Source organism: Phyllobacterium sp. GQ127 (assembly GCF_059758635.1).
Window position 1 is genome coordinate 471,557 of sequence record NZ_JCAXDZ010000001.1, and the last position, 18,557, is coordinate 490,113.

Sequence of the window (18,557 nt, forward strand, 5' to 3'; positions counted from 1 at the left end):
CTTAGTGGTCGTCGCCTGCATAGATCCACATGGGAACGGTTTTGCCGGCTTTTACGAAACCAAGCGTTTCGTAAAAGGATAGAGCGCCAATATCTGCCGTCAGCATAATTTGATGAAAATCAGCATATCGCTGCAGCATGGCTGTCATCAACTTCCGACCGATGCCCATCCCCTGATAGTCGGGGTGCACAATCAAATGGGGGAAATAGACTACCAGATGGCCATCAGAAATAGCATTGGCTAATCCCAGCAGCTGGTTATTGGAACGTGCCGTAAGGAGAGTGTGGGAGTTACTGAGTGCTGCCAGCAAGGTTTGCGGCTTTTGCGCGGAGGACCAATTATTGGCTTTGTAAATGCTAACCACTTCGTCTTCACGAAGCGTATCACCGGTTAAAATATCGATTTCCATGCATTTTCCAAAATATAACAGCAATAAATACCACAACAAAAAAGCCGCCCGAAGGCGGCTGATTTGTTTGAAGAAAGCAAGATTACTTGATCTTGGTTTCCTTGAATTCAACGTGCTTGCGTGCGACCGGGTCGTACTTGCGGAAAGACATCTTTTCCGTCTTTGTACGGCTGTTCTTGCTCGTAACGTAAAAGAAACCGGTATCAGCGGTCGACAGAAGCTTGATCTTGATATTCGCAGCCTTAGCCATTTTAAAACTACCTGTTCTGAGTATGAAGGACCGCTATTCAAGTCCAGCAGTGTGGCATCAAGCGGAAAGTTGGTCGGACACATAAACCAACCTCGATAAAAGTCAACCCTTGGCTGGCGATCTCCCGATTTTTAAAGCGTCACCAAGTGCATGGACAACCGGCGCGATGATTTGTGTCTGGCACATTCAACCCTGCGTTTGTTGTTCAGCGTGAAGAACCACGTCATCAATAGCTCGAGTAATTTCAGGTTTTGAAGGCAAAAGCAGAAAGCACTCGGCCAGCGGTGCATTGGGGGAGATTGGCTTCTCCAACAACAGGAACAAGCCTTGCCTTCAAACTTGGAATTGAACGATGCGGTATCTGCCGTTTTGTATCAGCCTTATTGTGAGAAAACCCGGACGAGCTGGTCAATGACCGTCCGGGTTCAATTCAAACACTAAGGAAAAGAGAGGCGGGCGAAAGCTCGCCTCTCGCTCCGATAACCAATATATGGCACTTTTAGAGAAAGTCCCAGCACCTTGCAGTTATAACAATCAACCCTTTCGGCTGATGAGTCGCGAGCCAACCAATAGCGCATAAGCAGCAAAGAACAGCGCCAGAGCAACGGCGAAGCCGCTTGGTCCCATCATGTCCATGCCAATGCCGATTGCCTGCGGGCCAACGAGCATGCCCACTGCATAGCAAAACACAAAGGCTGCATTGGCGGAGGCCAACTCACGTCCCGTCAATTGTGATCCAAGATGTGCCAAGCCAACCGTGTAGAGCCCGGCCACGGCACCGCCCCACACAAACAACAGGGCAGCGACAAGATACCAGCTATAGTAGATAAAGGGCAAAAGCCCCATGCCGAGAAGCCCGATCAACGTGCAGGCTAAAAGGATCTTGCGTCGGTCTTTCACGTGATCGCTGAGCAGACCAATCGGAATCTGCATCAAAACGTTACCAAGCCCAATTGTTGTCAAAAGCAGGGCTGCATTGGCCTCACTATAGCCGATGCGGGCGCCGAATACCGGAAACAAGGCGAAGCCGCCTGTTTCGACAGCACCGAAAACAAAGACAGCAGCGGTTGCAGTTGGTACTGCCCAGATGAAGGGGGCGAATGGAACATGTTCTTCTTCGTGAAAATCAGGGCTCTCTTTCCATGCGAACAGCACGGGCAGCATGGCTACAACAATAATGCCGAAGCCAACTGCAAAAGGCGTGATTCCCACACTGCCTATTTGCGCAAACAGCCATGGCCCAAGCGCAAAGCCCATGGAAAGCACTGTTCCATAAATGCCGAGCACCAAGCCGCGCCTTTCGGGTGGAGCGGCAGCATTGATCCAGTATTCAGACAGGATGAAGAGCATGGTCAGTGCGAAGTGCAAAAACACACGCAAGACCACCCACATCCAGAAATCGGTGAAAAAATGAAAGCCAAAAAAGGCGAGGCCGCCCATAAGTAGCATTGCCAGCAAAGTGGGCACGACGCCGAATCGCGCAGCGATTGGAGCCGCGAACGGAGCTGCCACAATGGAGGCAATGCCGGCAACAGCGGCGTTCAGGCCAATCATCGTGGCGGAATGGCCGCGGTTTTCGAGGATCACGCTAAGAAGCGGAATACCGAGGCCGATGGCGACACCAACAGCGCTGATCGTTGCTATGGCCGCTACAAGCGCGCGCCAGGACGAACCGACTTTTACGCGGTCAGAATTAAGTGCATCCATGGATCAAATAACCTCGCGGACGAATCGCCCGTATTTTAAACGGTAACGGATCACAGGATTACCGGGATCAAGAGAAGGATTTGCTTCAAGCAAACCTTGCGCTTCGCGGATGATAATTCTGGTGATGTCCGGAATATCAAGTTCCAGCGCTTCAGCAAAGGAAAGCCATGCCAGTTCCTCGAGTTCCTGTGAGGGGCCGGTTTGTTCGGGAAGCGAATCGGCAACGGCCTCGCGAAATGCCAGAAAAAACCGCGTGTCGAAGCGGCGAGGCATGCCGGGCGGGGTGATTGCTCGCGCAAAATAGCGAAGCGCGGAAAGGTCTGGCATGACATTGCGCTCGGCAAAAGCAGCCCAGTCCGGATGGGAAACATTCGAGAACTCAGTTCTTTGACCAAGAAACAGCCCGGCCTCTTCATAGGTCTCGCGGATGGCCGAAAGAGCCAGCGCACGGCAGCGCGTGATGCTCGAACGCCCCGCCATATCATCGAGAAGCTTGGTCCTGTCCTGCTCCGACAATTCTGCGATTGCCTGCATGCGCCCATCGGCCGGCTCTGTCCGGCCACCTGGAAAAACAAATTTCCCTGGCATGAAGACATGCCGCATGTGACGCTTTCCCATGAGAATGCGCAACTCATCGCCGGAACGGTCGACAATCAGAAGAGAAGCAGCATCGCGCGGGCGTATCCGCTTCTTCAGGGTGCCCTGTTGTGCAAGAACCGGCTTCCTCAGCTCATTCACGGCCATTAAATTGTTATTCCGATGATTTTGGATCGCTGCTCTCGCCAAACCCGTGCATGTAATTTGCCCATTGCAAGCCTATAATCGCGCCTTTTACCGGCTGGAGCAACGCGAGCGACATGATGATCGTCAGCGGTACCCATATTGCCAGATGCGCCCAGTTCGACAATATGACAAGTGTTTCCATCGCCAGAAAGCCGCCAAGCACAATATGCCCGACAATTGTGATGGTTATATAGGCGGGGAAATCATCGGCCTGATGATGCGTATAATCTTCACCGCATACGGAACAATTATCGACTGATTTCACGAAGGCTCGGAAGAGTTTTCCTTGGCCGCAATGCGGGCAGCGGCCTAGAAAACCGCGCCACATGGCCTGACCGACAGGCCGATGCGGTTTCGCCTGTGCGATGCTTTTTCCAATAAGCTGTTCTGTCATCCTCGACCTCTCCGGCCTCCCGGCTTGCCGCGCGACCCGCCAGGAAAACGTTTCTGGCCGTTGCGTGCAGAGCGTGTCGCCTTGTGATGCGAGCGCACGCCGCTGGGAACCGGGTGTGGCTCTGTCAGCATTTCAAATCGTAACGCACCGGCGACGGGCAAGGCTTCCACGAGACGTACCTCGACATTATCACCGAGACGAAATCCCTTGCCGCTGCGTTCGCCGGACAGCGCGTGATTGGTTTCGTCATAATGATAGTAGTCATCACCCAGAGTTGAAATGGGGATGAAGCCATCGGCACCATATGTCGCAAGTGAGACAAAAAGACCAGCTTTGGTCACACCCTGCACGCGGCCTTCGAAACTCGCACCGATCTTATCGGCAAGATGATGCGCTATCAGGCGGTCCACGGTGGCCCGTTCGGCTGCCATGGCGCGTCGTTCAGAGGTGGAAATGAGCGCTGCAATCTCGGCTAGCGCGGCTTCCTCCTTGGGCGTGATGCCATCGGGGCCCAAACCTAATGCTGAAATAAGCGCACGATGCACGATAAGATCGGCATAGCGGCGGATCGGCGAGGTGAAGTGCGCATAGCGCATCAGGTTGAGGCCGAAATGCCCGATATTGGCTGGATTATACTCGGCCTGCGATTGCGAACGCAGCACGACCTGATTGACCATGTCCTGCTGTTCAGAACCATCAACGCGCTTCAATATATTGTTGAAGTGGCTGGGACGCATATCGGCGCCGCGAGCGAGCGAGATGTCGAGCGTGCGCAGGAATTCCCGCAGGCCTTCCTGTTTTGCCAAAGATGGGGCGTCGTGAATCCGGAAGATGAGCGGCTGTTTCTTGCGCTCCAACGTTTCGGCAGCAGCAACATTCGCCTGGATCATGAATTCCTCGATGAGCTTGTGCGCATCAAGGCGGGGCGGGATAATGACCTTGTCGACACCACCTTCGGGCGTCAGCAAAATCTTCTTTTCCGGCAAATCAAGTTCGAGCGGCTCGCGCGCATCGCGTCCACGTTTCAAAGCGGCATATGCAGCCCAAAGCGGCTTGAGGATCGTATCGAGAATAGGCGCTGTTTTCTCATCCGTTGCGCCATCAATCGCAGCCTGCGCCTGCGGATAGGACAGGCGCGCATGGGAGCGCATCATGATGCGATGGAATGTATGCGAGATTTTACGCCCCTCGCTGTCGAAAATCATGCGAACGGCCAGGGCAGGGCGATCCACCAATTCTTTGAGTGAACACAAATCGTTGGAGATGCGCTCAGGGAGCATCGGCACAACCCGGTCAGGGAAATAAACAGAATTGCCCCGCTTCAATGCTTCCCGGTCGAGCTGTGAATCCGGCGTCACATAGGCCGCAACATCGGCAATGGCAACGGTCGCAATATATCCGCCGATATTCTTCTCGTCCGTATCGGGCTCCGCATATACAGCATCATCATGATCCTTGGCATCGGCCGGATCAATCGTCACGAGCGGCACCTTCCGCCAGTCCTCGCGATGCGCCATGGTTGCCGGCTTGGCTTTTTCAGCCTCGGCCATCACACTGTCGGGAAAGACGTGCGGTATCTCATGTTCATGAATAGCGATCATGGACAGTGCTTTTTCACTGGCAACTGAACCGATGATCTGGGTAATGCGCCCAAGGGCAAGACCGTAGCGGCTTATCTTCGAGACCTCGACCTCGACCAGATCATTAACCTTGGCGTTGTCGAGTTGTGCCGGATCGATGGCAAGTTCAGCCTGACGACGTTCGACAGGTTCAAGACGCCATTCGCCATTGTCGAGTTTGCGCAGAACGCCAAGCACGGCATCCTTGCGATGCTCAATCTTCTTGATGACGCGGCCCGTATAGGCTGGACCGCTTGGATCAGCACCTTGGAAGATACGGGCAAGCACGCGATCACCAACGCCGACAGCAGGGCCTTTGTGCCCGCGCGAGGCGCGGATGAAAACGACCGGCGGGCGTTCGTCCGCATGGGTTGCTTCCCATTCGGTTGGTTTTGCTATCAAGCCGCCATCGCCTTCGCGTCCGGTAATGTCAAGAACTGCTACACTTGGCAGGCTTCCAGGCACGGCGAGACGCTTGGCACGTTTTTCAACCAGACCGTCGCCAGCCAGATCGCGCAGAATATCTTTCAGAGCAATACGGGCATCGCCCTTCAGATTGAAGGCCTTGGCGATATCCCGCTTTCCGGCCAGATCGGGATTCTCCTTGATGAACTGGAGAATTTCCTCGCGGCTGGGCATGCGAGCTTCACGAACTGGCTTGATAAGGCCGGAAGTGGCAGAATGGGCAGGCCTTTTTTTTCCGCTGGGTGGAGAGATACGGCGTGCCAATTCTTTATCCTAACTTGCTTTTTTCGCTGCGGCTTTTTTAGGAGCCGCCTTTTTGACTGCGGGCTTTTTTGCCGCTGTTTTTTTGGCTGGCGCTTTCTTTTTCGGCGCCGAACCAGCTTTTGCGGCAATCAATACAAGCGCTTCCTCAACGCTGACGCCAGCCGGATCTTTGCCTTTGGGCAGCGTGGCATTGACCTTACCCCAATTAACGTAAGGCCCATATTTGCCATCGCGAACTGTAATCGGGCCGCCATCGGGATGCTCGCCAAGTTCTTTAAGAGCCGCTGGCGTACCCCGCCCACGTCCTGGACCTTTGGCCTGCTTCTCCGCAATGACTGTCACAGCCCGGTTCAGACCGATTGTGAAAACTTCATCGGCATTTTCCAGATTGGCATAAGTGCCATCATGGGTAAGATAGGGGCCATAACGGCCAATACCAGCCGAAATCATTTTTTGCGTTTCAGGATGCTGGCCGACATCGCGCGGCAACGACAGAAGTGCCAGCGCCTTTTCATGGTCGAGCGCATCGAATGTCCAGCCTTTTGGCAAGCTGGCGCGCTTGGCTTCCTTGCCTTCGCCGCGTTGCACATAAGGACCAAACCGGCCATTGCGGGCAGTAATATCCTCATCCGTATAAGGATCTTTACCAAGCAGTTTCGGCTCATCGCCGCCATTGCCATTTTCGCTTGCAGTCTCGCTACCGCCCAGCTGACGGGTGAATTTGCATTCGGGATAGTTCGAGCAACCGACGAAAGCGCCGTATTTCCCAAGCTTGAGCGACAGATTACCCGTACCGCAGACCTGACAAATGCGCGGATCGCTACCGTCCTCACGGGGAGGGAACACAAGCGGTCCGAGGCGATCATTCAGTGCGTCGAGCACATTGGTTACGCGCAGCTCCTTGATTCCATCGACAGAACCGAAGAAATCCGTCCAGAAGGCGCGCAGGACATCTTTCCACTTGAGCTTGCCATCGGAAATCTCATCAAGCTTCTCTTCGAGGTCCGCCGTGAAATCATATTCGACATAACGCTGGAAGAAACTTTCCAAAAACGCGATGACCAGACGGCCCTTGGCTTCAGGGATGAGTTTGCGCTTTTCAATCGTAATATATTCACGATCCCGCAACGTAGCGAGCGTCGAGGCATAGGTGGAAGGGCGACCAATGCCCAGCTCTTCCATTTTCTTGATGAGCGTGGCTTCCGAATAGCGAGGCGGCGGTTCGGTCGAATGCTGTGTGGCATTGATTTTTTCGCGGGCAAGAGCCTCGCCAGCGCGAACCTCAGGAAGACGTGCGCCGTCTTCATCGACATCTTCTTCTTCGCGATGATCCGTGTAGGCACCCAGGAACCCGTCGAAACGAACGACAGAACCGGTGGCACGTAGCTGGGCCGATCGCGCTCCATTGTTTGCATCGATTTCGACAGTGGTCCGCTCAATATCAGCCGATTGCATTTGGCTGGCAATCGCACGTTTCCAGATCAGCTCGTAAAGCTTGGCCTGATCCGCATCAAGAAACTTGCGCATATCCTTTGGATGCCGGTTGAAGTCCGTCGGGCGGATTGCTTCGTGGGCTTCCTGCGCATTCTTGGCTTTAGTCGAGTAGAAGCGCGGCTTTTCCGGCACATATTTCTCGCCGAATACCTTGCCGATGGTCTGGCGCGCTGCCTGGACAGCCTCCGGTGCCATCTGCACGCCATCCGTACGCATATAGGTGATCAGACCGGCAGTCTCATTGCCAAGGTCCATACCTTCATAAAGCTTTTGCGCGATCTGCATGGTACGCGAAGCGGAGAAGCCGAGTTGGCCCGATGCCGCCTGCTGCAAGCTGGATGTGGTAAAGGGAGGTCCAGGGCTGCGCTTGATCGGCTTGGCTTCAACAGACGCCGCCTTGAAAGCTGCGCCTTCAAGCATGGTGCGAATCTCGCCTGCCTGCTCGCCGTTCTTTATGTCCAGCTTGCCGAGCTTCTTGCCATCGACGGAAACCAGACGCGCTTCAAAGCCATCATTACGCGGAGTCTTGAGCAGCGCAGCGATGTTCCAGTATTCTTCGCGAACAAAACGTTCGATTTCCGCTTCGCGATCCGCGACAAGCCGCAATGCAACCGACTGCACACGCCCAGCGGATCGAGCACCGGGTAATTTGCGCCAAAGTACGGGCGAAAGCGTAAAGCCGAACAGATAATCCAGCGCTCGGCGCGCCAAATAGGCGTCAACCAACGGCATATCAATGTCACGCGGGTTGGCCATGGCCTCAAGCACGGCACCCTTGGTTATTGCGTTGAATACAACACGCTTGACCGACTTTTTGCCGATCGCCTTTTTCTGCTGCAAAACCTCCAGCACATGCCACGAAATGGCTTCGCCCTCGCGATCCGGATCGGTTGCGAGAATGAGGCCGTCACTGTCTTTGAGAGCCTTTACAATATCCCCAAGGCGCTTGGATGAGGCTGAATCCACCTCCCAGGACATGGAAAAATCATCATCCGGGCGCACAGACCCATCCTTGGCAGGCAGGTCACGGACATGGCCAAACGAAGCCAGGACGGTGTAACCCGAGCCGAGATATTTATTGATGGTTTTGGCCTTGGCAGGCGATTCGACGACAACAACGTTCATTGCAGAATTGAGCTTTCCTGCCCTTGTCAGATTACAAAAGCACTAATTTCAGTTCGGAATTGGCCTGTGAAATGAACAGGCTTACACACAACGTCAAGGTCTGTAAGCGAAAAATCGTGAAATACAACCCTGAGTTGCTCGCCGGTCTTGTGCAATTAATGGTAATTTGAATTCAGGTGCAAAGGGAGAACTGATTCATGCAACTGTTTTTGGTTGCGTGGAAAAAGCATTAAAAACAGAAGCTTATATTAACTTAAATTTGAATGCTCTTAGCCGCGTATAACATATATTTTAGATATTAAATTGTATTTGAGGGTAACATTTATGAGCAGCAAGGAAATTAATGAAATCGAAAGCGCGAGATTTATTCAGCAAATGCTTGGTGAATTACGTGTAATGGCAAAAACCAACAATATGGATATGTTAAGCTATTTGATCGAGATCGCGTATATAGAGAGCAATGACCAATTGCGCAAGCAAATGGGCGTGAAGTCAGTCCCACGCAAGAGAAACGTTACCTCCTGAGTGGCGCTGTAGTCGACCGGCCAGATCAAGTTCCAGCAAAATCAGCATTACCACTGACGGATGTAACTGGCTGGTTCGGATCAAATCATCGATATCCACCGGCACCGGCCCCAGCAGATTAAACAGCCGGTCTCTCTCGGTTTGATCGGGAGGCACTGGCGAGATCCAATCTTCTGAAGGGGCAGGAAAGCCGGTCTCGTCGAGAGTGGGACGGTCAATCAGCGGCACAATAGCGCTGATGATATCTTCGGCGCCCGTTGTAACAATCGCACCGTTTTTCAACAGTGCATTGGTACCTTTTGCTCTTGGATCAAGCGGCGATCCGGGCACGGCGAACACCAGTCTGCCAAGCTCACCGGCCAGTCTTGCACTGATGAGCGAACCTGACCGCTCCGCTGCTTCCACAACGACCAGGCCAAGAGACAAAGCGGCGATTATTCTGTTCCGTCGTGGAAAATCCCTGGCGCGTGGCTCCCATCCCAAAGGCATTTCGCTGATGACGGCACCGCCATGTTCGGGAATAGCCTTGTATAATCCCAGATTTTCCGGGGGATAGGGGTGATCAAGACCGCCCGCCATAGCAGCGACAGTCCCGTGATGCAGGCTTGCTTCATGGGCAGCGGTATCGATACCTCGTGCAAGCCCGGAAATCGTGGCAAACCCAACCTCACCAAGCTCGCGAGCGATGGTTCGGGCAAATTTGATTCCGACCAATGAAGCATTTCGTGCGCCGACAATTGCCACGGGCGGCAAACGGAAAACATCAGGATTTCCCTTTATTGCTACTAGAGGCGGAGGATTGTCGCATTGTTTGAGGTAACGCGGATAATCGGGTTCGCCGATGCCGATGAAGAAAGCGCCCATTTTGGCTGCGGCATGAATTTCCCGCTCGGCATCTTCTTTGCTGGTGACGCGGATGGGCTTTCCTCTGCCACCACGCCGAACGAGATCAGGCAGCATCTCAATGGCGTTCGACGCAGAGCCGCAATGGGCTATCAGCTCACGAAATGTAGCCGGACCCACATTCTCGCTGCGGATGAGCCGAACCCAGCTCAACCTTTGCTCATCAGAAAGGCGAATGCCTTTCTTCTCTTCGTTCATTTTTTGGAGCCGATTCTACCTTCGGTACCCGAAACAAGCCGCTGAATATTGGCTCGGTGTTTAAGGAATACGATGATTGTCAAAATGAGAAATAGAAATGCGATCTGATGATAACCCAAAAAGTATAAGGCAATAGGTGTGACGACGGCTGCTACAAGAGCCGCAAGAGATGAATAACGGGTGGCAAAGGCAATCAGCAGCCAGACGGCGGCAAAGATAAGCGCACCTTTCCAGAACAGTCCAAGCAATACGCCAAGATATGTGGCCACGCCCTTGCCGCCTTTGAATTTCAGCCAGACCGGAAAAATGTGACCAAGAAAAGCGCCCAGCCCAGCAGCGATTGCAGCCTCGGGACCGGCAATACCGGCAACCAGCACGGCAACAGTTCCCTTCAGCATATCAAGGATCAACGTCGCTGCGGCCAGCTTTTTATTGCCGGTTCGAAGCACATTGGTCGCGCCGATATTGCCGGAGCCAATGCTGCGCACATCACCCAAACCAGCCATGCGTGTCAGAATCAGCCCGAAGGGAACCGAACCCAGCAGGTAACCGAAAATCAATGAGAGGAGTAAAAGTGGAATTCCGGCATTGAAGAAATCCGACATGACCCATCCCCTCGGGTTTTAGATGGAAAAAACTGACTTTCCAGCAACAAATGTCTGGACAACACGGCCTTGAAAACGCGCGCCTTCAAAACAGCTGTTCTTGGAGCGTGACGTCAAATCTTCTTCTCTGACAATCCATGGTTCGTCAAGATCGACTATGGTCATATCCGCGACCGAACCCGGACGAAGCGATCCCGCATCCAGACCGAAAATCCGGGCCGGGGCGGTGGACAATGCTTCAATGATGCGAAGAAGCGGAACATCGCCATTGTGATAAAGCCGCAGCGCCGCACCGAGCAGGGTTTCAAGACCGATCGCACCCGCTGCCGCATCGGCAAAAGGCAGGCGCTTCGTGTCGACATCCTGCGGATCATGTGCCGATACGATAATGTCAATCGTTCCGTCCCGCAGGCTTTCAACCATGGCGAGGCGATCTTCTTCGAGACGCAGAGGAGGTTGCAGGCGGAAGAATGTCCGGAACTCGCCAATGTCATTCTCATTGAGCGAAAGGTGATTGATGGACACCGCAGAGGTGACATTCAAGCCGTTCTGTTTTGCACGATTGACGACTTCCGCAGACATGGCGGTGGAAATCTGTGCAGCGTGATAGGCGCCCTTCGTCAAGGCAGCAAGGCGCATGTCCCGCTCCAGAGGAATGACTTCGGCTTCGCGCGGTGTGCCGGAAAGGCCGAGCCAGCTGGCGTAAAGGCCCTCATTCATAACGCCATTGACGCCCAGATGAGCATCCTGCGTTTCATGGGCAAGGACGACACCGAAATCCCGCGCATAGGTGAGGGCGCGGCGCATCAACTGCGTGTTGGCGATGGAATGGCGCCCTTCGGTGATAGCCACCGCGCCAGCCTCCCGCAGCAGACCAATCTCGGTCATTTCTTCGCCGGATAAGCCCTTGGTGACCGCCGCCGCCGGATAAACATTGATGACTGCCGTGTCGCGCGCGGTACGCTTGACGAACTCGACCAGTGCAACATTATCGATGACCGGATCGGTGTCCGGCATCATAATGATTGAGGTAACACCGCCTGCCGCAGCTGCATGGCTTGCCGATGCGATAGTCTCGCGGTGTTCGCCGCCGGGCTCACCGATGAAAACGCGCGCATCCACGAGGCCCGGAAGCACAGCCTTGCCACGGCAATCAATGATGGTCGCATCTTCAGGTGTACCCTGATTGCGGACATCGGCGCCGCTGGCAACAATTTTTCCGTCTTGTATAATCAGCGTGCCAATTTCGTCGAGACCGCGCGAGGGGTCGACAATGCGGGCATTGTTAAGAACCGTGGTGTTCATCCGGCAACTCCTTCCGGATTACGGCGTGGATCAAGCAGGGCTTCCATGACCGCCATGCGAACGGCAACGCCCATCTCCACCTGTTCCTGAATGACGCTTTGCGAGCCGTCGGCAACATCGGAAGCGATTTCGACGCCGCGATTCATCGGGCCGGGATGCATGACAAGCGCATCCGGCTTGGCATATTTGAGCTTCTCGCGATCAAGGCCGTGATAGCGGAAATATTCGCGCACGGACGGGACGAATGAGCCGGCCATACGCTCGCGCTGCAAACGCAGCATCATGATGACGTCCACATCCTTCAGGCCTTCTTCCATGTTGTGGAAGACCTCTGCACCCATATGGGCAATGCCGGCAGGCAAGAGGGTGGACGGCGCAATCACGCGCACCCGCGCACCCAGCGCATTTAGCAGGATGATATTCGATCTCGCGACCCGGGAATGAAGAACGTCACCGCAGATCGCCACCGTCAACCGTGCGACCTTGCCCTTGGCGCGGCGGATGGTGAGCGCATCAAGTAGGGCTTGCGTCGGGTGTTCATGGGCGCCGTCGCCGGCATTGACCACCGAGCAGCCTACCTTTTGGGCAAGGAGCGCCGCGGCACCGGCAGACGCATGACGGATGATAAGAATGTCGGGGCGCATTGCATTGAGCGTCATCGCTGTATCAATCAGCGTTTCACCCTTTTTCACCGACGAATTGCCGACCGACATGTTCATCACATCAGCGCCAAGGCGTTTGCCCGCAAGCTCAAAGGATGATTGCGTGCGGGTGGATGCTTCAAAGAACAGATTGATCTGTGTGCGGCCCCGCAGGACGCTCTTTTTCTTTTCCGATTGCCGCGAAACGGCGACTTCGCTGTCGGCGAGATCGAGAAGATGGATGATATCTTGCGGGGAAAGGCCCTTGATGCCAAGCAAGTGGCGATGGGGGAAAAGCAAAGGAGATGTTTTTGATGTCATATCAAGTCCCCCCTATAAGCGCGATAGCTTACGGCTGCAAGCGCTGCCATGCGTCATTGTCCATCGCTCCCCAATAAAAATTTTGAAAAGCCGGAACGGACTTAGCATAGGTATGATGAATATCGACTATCATCGAAGAGTCCATATATTAACCGCTTGTCAGAATGTTCGCTCCATATAAAAGAAAAGCGAATTTGAATCAGGACAGTTTCTTGAAAACCCACGACGTTCTTAACCAGACACCACCAATGACCGGGCAAAACGCTTATCTGGGTGATCCATTGCTGATGCAGATCACCAAGCGGTTCCCGAAAAGCGTACGTGACGAGCTGGAACAGAGCGGTCGTTTTGTGCTGTCGGCTGATGCGTTGGATCTGGCAAGGCTCGCCAATACGGAAGCACCCCGTCTGCGCACCCATGATCGCCAGGGCTTTCGGTCTGATGTGGTTGAGTATCATCCAGCATACCATGCGCTCATGCGGCGGTCTGTCGGGCAAGGACTGCATTCTTCGATCTGGGAAGATGGCAAGGCGGAATCCGGTTTGCGGCATCAGTCGCGCGCAAGCCGTTTCTATCTGACGTCGCAACTGGAATGCGGGCATCTTTGCCCATTGACGATGACAAGCGCTTCACTGGCAGCGCTCATGGCTGCGCCTCATCTCTACCGCGAATGGTCGCCGCTGATCCTGCCGCGCAAATATGATTCCAGTAATAAATCGCCCGCGAAGAAAACAGGCCTGACGCTCGGCATGGGCATGACGGAAAAGCAGGGCGGAACAGACGTCAATACGAATACAACCAAGGCGGAGCCCGCTGGCAGCGGCTTTTATCGTCTGACCGGGCATAAATGGTTCATGTCCGCGCCAATGTCGGATGCATTTTTGGTATTGGCGCAAGCCCGCGAAGGTCTGTCGTGCTTTCTGGTGCCGCGCATACTGCCTGATGGCTCGTCCAATGGCTTTCGATTCCAGCGGTTGAAAGACAAGCTCGGCAATCGCTCGAATGCCTCATCGGAGGTGGAATTTGAGAATGCGCTTGGCCAGATGGTCGGCAATCCTGGTGATGGCGTTAAAACCATCATCGATATGGTGACGTTGACACGGCTCGATTGCTCCATTGCTTCAGCTGGTTTGATGAGGGCGGGCCTGGCCGAGGCAGTGCATCACGCCAGACACCGTGTCGTTTTTGGCGGTCCGCTGATAGACAAGCCTTTAATGCTGCGCGTTCTGGCGGACATGGCGCTGGATTCTGCTGCCGCAACAGCACTGACACTGCGTCTGGCACGGGCATTTGATAATGCAGCCAGAGATCGCGGCGAGGCGGCATTCGCGCGCGTCATGACCCCTGTCGTTAAATATTGGGTGGCCAAAATTGCCCCGGCAATGCTCTATGAGGCAATGGAATGCCTTGGCGGAAATGGTTACATCGAAGAAGGCAATCTGGCGCGGTTTTATCGTGAAGCGCCGGTCAATGCGATTTGGGAAGGCTCCGGCAATGTCATGGCGCTGGATGTGCTTCGCGTATTGAAGCGCGGACCGCAGCTTTTCGATGAAGTGCTGAACTGGATCGGCTCCCAGCTTGGCCGTGGCGGGCAGGGGACGGTGGAAGTGCTCCGCGCCGCCATGCGTGTGGCTGAAAATGATGAAGGTGCAGCACGCATCCTGACCGAGCAATTGGCATTGGCTGCGGCAGGAGCGGAATTGCGCTATCTTCAGTCCGAAGATATTGCAGACGCCTTTATTGAAACGCGCCTTGGTGGTCAATGGCGCACGACCTACGGCATGCTGGACGCCCGGCATAACGCCGCCAATATCGTTAATTCACTCTATCCATCTGCAGGCTGATTCGAGTAGCAGAGATGCCGACCGGCGAGCCTCTTGCCACCGCTTGCGTGGCATTTGAGTCAAATTTTCCTAAAATAGCTGAAAAAATTTGCCGAAGGCTCGGATAGGGCCCTCGCTAATTCCTTCAATTTGAATTAAATTTTCTTAAATTAACCTTAACAAACGGTTTACGTTGCGGCTAACGTCTTAACAGATATCACTCTGAGTCGAAAAGCCTTCATAAAAACCGAGGGTTAGCCAATGAACCATGCAAGCCCTTCGAGGAGCATTGAATGCGCAATTTCCTGATTTTCTGGGGCGGACCGCTGGTTTTCTTGTGGGGATGGTATTTTCTGTCTTATTACGATCTCAACATGGGCATGCATTTTTTCAGCCGTGAGTTGCATGATCAGGTCTTCATGATCTACGGCAACATCCTCGGAATAGCGCCTGAGAGCATTCCTCCGCTGGTCGCCAGAGCATGTGTTTTCGACACAGGATTGGTTCTATTGCTGATCGCCTTCCGGCGTCGCCGCAAGATTATCGCATGGGTCAAGGCATGGCGCGCGGAGCGTGCGCGTTATTCTGAAGAATTGCCGACTGCATCAGCTTCCTGACGCAGGCCTTGCAGGCGGTCCAATGCGCCTTGCAGAATGAAGGCGGCGGCGGCGGAATCAATCCGCTCCGCCCGTTTTTGCCTTGAAACATCCATGCCGATGAGAGCGCGTTCCGCTGCAACAGTGGATAGACGCTCATCCCAATAGACAAATGGCAGATCGGTAAGTTTCTCCATATTGCGGACGAAGGCGCGGGTGGCCTGGACACGCGGTCCTTCGCTACCATCCATATTAACCGGCAGTCCGATGATAATTGCCCCGACATTGTCTGCGGCGAGCGCCTTCAGCAGGTCTTGCGCATCATGGGTGAACTTGCTGCGCCTGAGAACCGGACGCGGGTTGGCAAAGGAAAAGCCACGATCTGATATGGCGATACCAATCGTCTTTGTGCCAAGATCAAGACCAGCAACAGTCTTACCGTCCGCAACATGCTCTTCCAACTGCTCAATCGCCAAAATTGTCAAACTGTTTGCTTCCTGCGGTTGTCTGATCGGTTTAATCTGTTCACATAACGCTATTAGACGCCTCTGGCGAGGCCTGACCTAAATGATGAAGGATTCTGAACAATGAAAATTACCTGGCTGGGACAATCCGGTTTCCGTATCGAAACTGCGAAGAACATCATCCTCATTGATCCGTTTCTGAATGGGAATCCCGGCGCCAAGGGCGTGGACTTCAAGGATGCAACCAAGGGCGCCAATCACATTATCCTCACACATGGCCATGGCGACCATGTGGGCGATACTGTTGATATATCCAAGGATACAGGTGCGCTGGTGACTGGCAATGCTGATCTTGTGACATGGCTCGGCTCGAAAGGCGTGGCGCGCGTCGATCCGACAAATACAGGCGGAACCGTTTCTTATGACGGATTTACAGTGACTTACGTCAATGCGCTGCACTCATCTGCGCAAATGACCGAGGATGGCGTTTCGCATTCACTCGGCAATGCAAATGGCGTGGTGCTGCATTTTGACGATGAACCTACGCTCTATCATATGGGCGATACGGATATCTTTTCCGACATGGCCTTGATCAATGAGCTGCACCAGCCGGAAATCGGTATTGTGCCGATTGGAGACCGCTTCACCATGGGCGGTGCGGTAGCAGCGCTTGCTTCGCGGCGCTACTTCAAGTTTGGCAAGGTCATACCCTGTCACTATGCTTCCTTTCCGATAATAGATCAGACGGCCGACAAGTTTGTTGCCGGAATGGAAGGTGGCACGAGCGAAGTAATCGTCGCCGAACCAAATAAGCATTTTACTGTTTGATTTGAGTTTGTTAGAGCCGTTGCAAAAGATGATCGCTAGGGTTGTTGACCCTATCGTCAGATAACCGAGCTTTGGAGAATATCTTGCGTAAATTGCTGCTGATTTCCTGTTCTCTGCTGGCGCTAACACCTGCCAGTGCGCAAACGGTCGATGCCAATGGGGCAAAAGAACTGTCAGCTACCTTGTCGAAGTATTTTGGTAAAACCGCTCTTGAGAAGAAGGTTCTGAGTGTCAAGCCGGAAGGAGACAGCTACAAAATCACCTTCAGCACAGCCAAGCTGTTGGAGATTTTGCCGAAGCAGGACCTCTTCAAAGGTGACTTCGGCGAATATAGCTTTTTGACCAAGCCGCTGGCTGACGGCTCGTGGGACGTTTCGTCGAAAACCACCGTGAACGGTTCTGTCGAGATAAATGCGCCAACCGGCAAGGAAAGCTTCAAGTGGTCTATCGACAATATGGACCTTCGCGGCGTCTTTGATCCGAAAATCGGCACTTTCTCCAAGGCTACTTCCACGTATGACGGTTTTAAAATGAGTTCGTCATCGTCGACGCAGGAAATGGAAGCCACTGCCGGCAAGGCAAAGGCTGAAATGGCTGCATCTGCTGGCGCGTCGGGAGGAGTGGACTTCACTCAAGTCCAGACAGCCGAGAACTTCAAGGAAACGATTTCATTCAAATCTGACCCGGCAGTTGAAGAGACAGTGACGGATGGTGAAGCCAAACCAGCCGTCCCGACAACACCGGAAGAGTTTATGAAGGTGGGTATCAGTGCTGCCAACCTTGGTGTCGACGCAAAAGGCAGCGGTGTGAGGAATGTTGAGATTCTGGATCTTTGGGCGTTTTTCGTCGCCCATTCCGACGACTTTGCAAAAACACCGGAAGAAAAGACGAAGCTTAGCGACGCTGAACAAGCCGAGTTGAAAACAAAATTGCTTGCCGCTTTGCCGCTTTGGGAAAAATTGGCTGGCTCATATCGGTTCTCGGATATGAGCGTCGACACCCCGATCGGCCCATTCGTAACGAAGAACATTTCTCAGGAGGTGAACTTCGACGGCATCAGCAAAAGCGGCGCCTATAATTACGCAGTGCGCACAAATGGACTTCAGTATCCGCCTCTGCCAATTCCTGATTGGACCATTCCTTTCCTTCCAACCGATGTGGAGCTTTCTTTCGGCGCCGCAGGGCTTGATCTCGATACGGTGGTGCGTGGTGGGATCAAGGAGATGGATCTGAGCAAGGAGAAGCCGATTTCGGATGCGTTTGCCGAGGAAATGGGCACCGCCTTCATGCTCAATCCGCCAAAGGTCACGATCTCGAAAAGCCTTGTGAGAACCGTAGATGCTGAACTTACCGTCGAAGGCGAGGTCACATTTGCCACGCTAAAGCCGCAGAGCCGGACAACTTGGGAAATGGCAGGGTTTGACAAGCTGGTCGACCGGCTGAACAAGGCATCAGAAGAAGAGCCTGAGATCAAGAATTACATCGTCTTCGTCAAACTGGCCAAAGACTTTGGCAATGAGCTGCCCGATGGCCGCATTCAGTGGATTGTCGACCAGAAAAGCGATGGATCGATCCAGGTTAACGGCAATGCCGTCAAAGGTCCCGATGCCGCTGGAAAGCCGCTGTTTGACAGTTCCATCTTCGGGATTGCTCCCGATGATGATACAACTGCGACAGATGACGGTGCCGCTGCATCGGATGATGATGCCTTGGACACTGAAGATGCCCCGCTGGATAGCGAGCAGCAGGAAGTTGCGCCAGACGCGGCGCAGTAGCGCTTATCTGTTGTTGTCCGTTGCGCTTGGGCGTAACGGACACTATAGCTTCAACATCAAAAT

At 53.8% G+C, this 18,557-nt stretch carries 16 protein-coding genes; 4 read left to right on the top strand and 12 right to left on the bottom strand.

Going from position 1 to position 18,557, the window contains the following annotated elements; all coding sequences use genetic code 11:
• Nucleotide 1: 1 nt before the first annotated feature.
• The 11 genes from AC6CHM_RS02505 to AC6CHM_RS02555 all read right to left on the bottom strand — a co-directional run bounded on the left by AC6CHM_RS02505 (nucleotide 2) and on the right by AC6CHM_RS02555 (nucleotide 13,008).
• A complete protein-coding gene (locus AC6CHM_RS02505; RefSeq protein WP_440808931.1) occupies nucleotides 2-409 on the bottom strand; it encodes a GNAT family N-acetyltransferase in 408 nt (135 codons plus the stop codon).
• Between the two features lie 82 nt (nucleotides 410-491).
• A complete protein-coding gene (gene rpmG / locus AC6CHM_RS02510) occupies nucleotides 492-659 on the bottom strand; it encodes a 50S ribosomal protein L33 (RefSeq protein WP_008122896.1) in 168 nt (55 codons plus the stop codon).
• 534 nt (nucleotides 660-1,193) lie between these two features.
• Nucleotides 1,194-2,366, bottom strand: a complete 1,173-nt coding sequence (locus AC6CHM_RS02515) for an MFS transporter (RefSeq protein ID WP_115053199.1) — start codon at nucleotides 2,364-2,366, stop codon at nucleotides 1,194-1,196.
• A 3-nt stretch (nucleotides 2,367-2,369) separates the two neighbouring features.
• Complete coding sequence (locus tag AC6CHM_RS02520) at nucleotides 2,370-3,110, bottom strand: NUDIX hydrolase (RefSeq protein ID WP_115053198.1); 741 nt, start codon at nucleotides 3,108-3,110, stop codon at nucleotides 2,370-2,372.
• A 7-nt stretch (nucleotides 3,111-3,117) separates the two neighbouring features.
• On the bottom strand, nucleotides 3,118-3,543 hold the full coding sequence (locus tag AC6CHM_RS02525; RefSeq protein ID WP_115053197.1) for a DUF983 domain-containing protein: 426 nt from the start codon (nucleotides 3,541-3,543) through the stop codon (nucleotides 3,118-3,120).
• Nucleotides 3,540-5,891 (bottom strand): ribonuclease R, encoded by a 2,352-nt coding sequence (gene rnr, locus AC6CHM_RS02530; RefSeq protein ID WP_370878818.1) that lies wholly within the window; start codon nucleotides 5,889-5,891, stop codon nucleotides 3,540-3,542. Before rnr ends, AC6CHM_RS02525 begins: the two co-directional genes overlap by 4 nt.
• A 9-nt stretch (nucleotides 5,892-5,900) precedes the next feature.
• Complete coding sequence (gene topA, locus AC6CHM_RS02535) at nucleotides 5,901-8,510, bottom strand: type I DNA topoisomerase (protein ID WP_498171870.1); 2,610 nt, start codon at nucleotides 8,508-8,510, stop codon at nucleotides 5,901-5,903.
• A 492-nt stretch (nucleotides 8,511-9,002) separates the two neighbouring features.
• On the bottom strand, nucleotides 9,003-10,136 hold the full coding sequence (gene dprA / locus AC6CHM_RS02540) for a DNA-processing protein DprA (protein ID WP_354343584.1): 1,134 nt from the start codon (nucleotides 10,134-10,136) through the stop codon (nucleotides 9,003-9,005).
• Nucleotides 10,133-10,741: a glycerol-3-phosphate 1-O-acyltransferase PlsY gene (plsY, locus tag AC6CHM_RS02545; protein ID WP_498171873.1), complete on the bottom strand. Its 609-nt coding sequence runs from the start codon at nucleotides 10,739-10,741 to the stop codon at nucleotides 10,133-10,135. Before plsY ends, dprA begins: the two co-directional genes overlap by 4 nt.
• 18 nt (nucleotides 10,742-10,759) lie before the next feature.
• Nucleotides 10,760-12,046, bottom strand: a complete 1,287-nt coding sequence (locus AC6CHM_RS02550) for a dihydroorotase (protein WP_498171875.1) — start codon at nucleotides 12,044-12,046, stop codon at nucleotides 10,760-10,762.
• The gene (locus AC6CHM_RS02555; RefSeq protein ID WP_354343591.1) at nucleotides 12,043-13,008 is read right to left on the bottom strand and encodes an aspartate carbamoyltransferase catalytic subunit; all 966 of its coding nucleotides are present in this window, start codon (nucleotides 13,006-13,008) and stop codon (nucleotides 12,043-12,045) included. Before AC6CHM_RS02555 ends, AC6CHM_RS02550 begins: the two co-directional genes overlap by 4 nt.
• 212 nt (nucleotides 13,009-13,220) lie before the next feature.
• Here AC6CHM_RS02555 and AC6CHM_RS02560 point away from each other — a divergent pair, with 212 nt between their 5' ends.
• Both AC6CHM_RS02560 and AC6CHM_RS02565 read left to right on the top strand, forming a co-directional pair.
• Nucleotides 13,221-14,852 carry an acyl-CoA dehydrogenase family protein gene (locus AC6CHM_RS02560; protein ID WP_307284726.1) on the top strand — a complete coding sequence of 544 codons (1,632 nt, stop codon included), beginning with the start codon at nucleotides 13,221-13,223 and terminating at the stop codon, nucleotides 14,850-14,852.
• A 272-nt stretch (nucleotides 14,853-15,124) separates the two neighbouring features.
• On the top strand, nucleotides 15,125-15,448 hold the full coding sequence (locus tag AC6CHM_RS02565; protein ID WP_115053189.1) for a DUF6105 family protein: 324 nt from the start codon (nucleotides 15,125-15,127) through the stop codon (nucleotides 15,446-15,448).
• Here the strand turns inward: AC6CHM_RS02565 and ruvX are convergent.
• On the bottom strand, nucleotides 15,412-15,912 hold the full coding sequence (gene ruvX, locus AC6CHM_RS02570) for a Holliday junction resolvase RuvX (RefSeq protein WP_115053188.1): 501 nt from the start codon (nucleotides 15,910-15,912) through the stop codon (nucleotides 15,412-15,414). The genes AC6CHM_RS02565 and ruvX overlap by 37 nt on opposite strands.
• 102 nt (nucleotides 15,913-16,014) lie before the next feature.
• Between ruvX and AC6CHM_RS02575 the strand changes: the two genes are divergently transcribed.
• The gene (locus tag AC6CHM_RS02575) at nucleotides 16,015-16,719 is read left to right on the top strand and encodes a metal-dependent hydrolase (RefSeq protein ID WP_115053187.1); all 705 of its coding nucleotides are present in this window, start codon (nucleotides 16,015-16,017) and stop codon (nucleotides 16,717-16,719) included.
• Nucleotides 16,720-16,802: 83 nt separating this feature from the next.
• A complete protein-coding gene (locus AC6CHM_RS02580; protein ID WP_498171879.1) occupies nucleotides 16,803-18,494 on the top strand; it encodes a hypothetical protein in 1,692 nt (563 codons plus the stop codon).
• Nucleotides 18,495-18,557: the final 63 nt, after the last annotated feature.

What these genes read in the sequence shown, in the direction of transcription:
- AC6CHM_RS02505 (WP_440808931.1), bottom strand. Translation starts at nt 409, where the DNA reads ATGGAAATCGATATTTTAACCGGTGATACGCTTCGTGAAGACGAAGTG.
- rpmG (WP_008122896.1), bottom strand. Translation starts at nt 659, where the DNA reads ATGGCTAAGGCTGCGAATATCAAGATCAAGCTTCTGTCGACCGCTGAT.
- AC6CHM_RS02515 (WP_115053199.1), bottom strand. Translation starts at nt 2,366, where the DNA reads ATGGATGCACTTAATTCTGACCGCGTAAAAGTCGGTTCGTCCTGGCGC.
- AC6CHM_RS02520 (WP_115053198.1), bottom strand. Translation starts at nt 3,110, where the DNA reads ATGGCCGTGAATGAGCTGAGGAAGCCGGTTCTTGCACAACAGGGCACC.
- AC6CHM_RS02525 (WP_115053197.1), bottom strand. Translation starts at nt 3,543, where the DNA reads ATGACAGAACAGCTTATTGGAAAAAGCATCGCACAGGCGAAACCGCAT.
- topA (WP_498171870.1), bottom strand. Translation starts at nt 8,510, where the DNA reads ATGAACGTTGTTGTCGTCGAATCGCCTGCCAAGGCCAAAACCATCAAT.
- dprA (WP_354343584.1), bottom strand. Translation starts at nt 10,136, where the DNA reads ATGAACGAAGAGAAGAAAGGCATTCGCCTTTCTGATGAGCAAAGGTTG.
- plsY (WP_498171873.1), bottom strand. Translation starts at nt 10,741, where the DNA reads ATGTCGGATTTCTTCAATGCCGGAATTCCACTTTTACTCCTCTCATTG.
- AC6CHM_RS02550 (WP_498171875.1), bottom strand. Translation starts at nt 12,046, where the DNA reads ATGAACACCACGGTTCTTAACAATGCCCGCATTGTCGACCCCTCGCGC.
- AC6CHM_RS02555 (WP_354343591.1), bottom strand. Translation starts at nt 13,008, where the DNA reads ATGACATCAAAAACATCTCCTTTGCTTTTCCCCCATCGCCACTTGCTT.
- AC6CHM_RS02565 (WP_115053189.1), top strand. Translation starts at nt 15,125, where the DNA reads ATGCGCAATTTCCTGATTTTCTGGGGCGGACCGCTGGTTTTCTTGTGG.
- AC6CHM_RS02575 (WP_115053187.1), top strand. Translation starts at nt 16,015, where the DNA reads ATGAAAATTACCTGGCTGGGACAATCCGGTTTCCGTATCGAAACTGCG.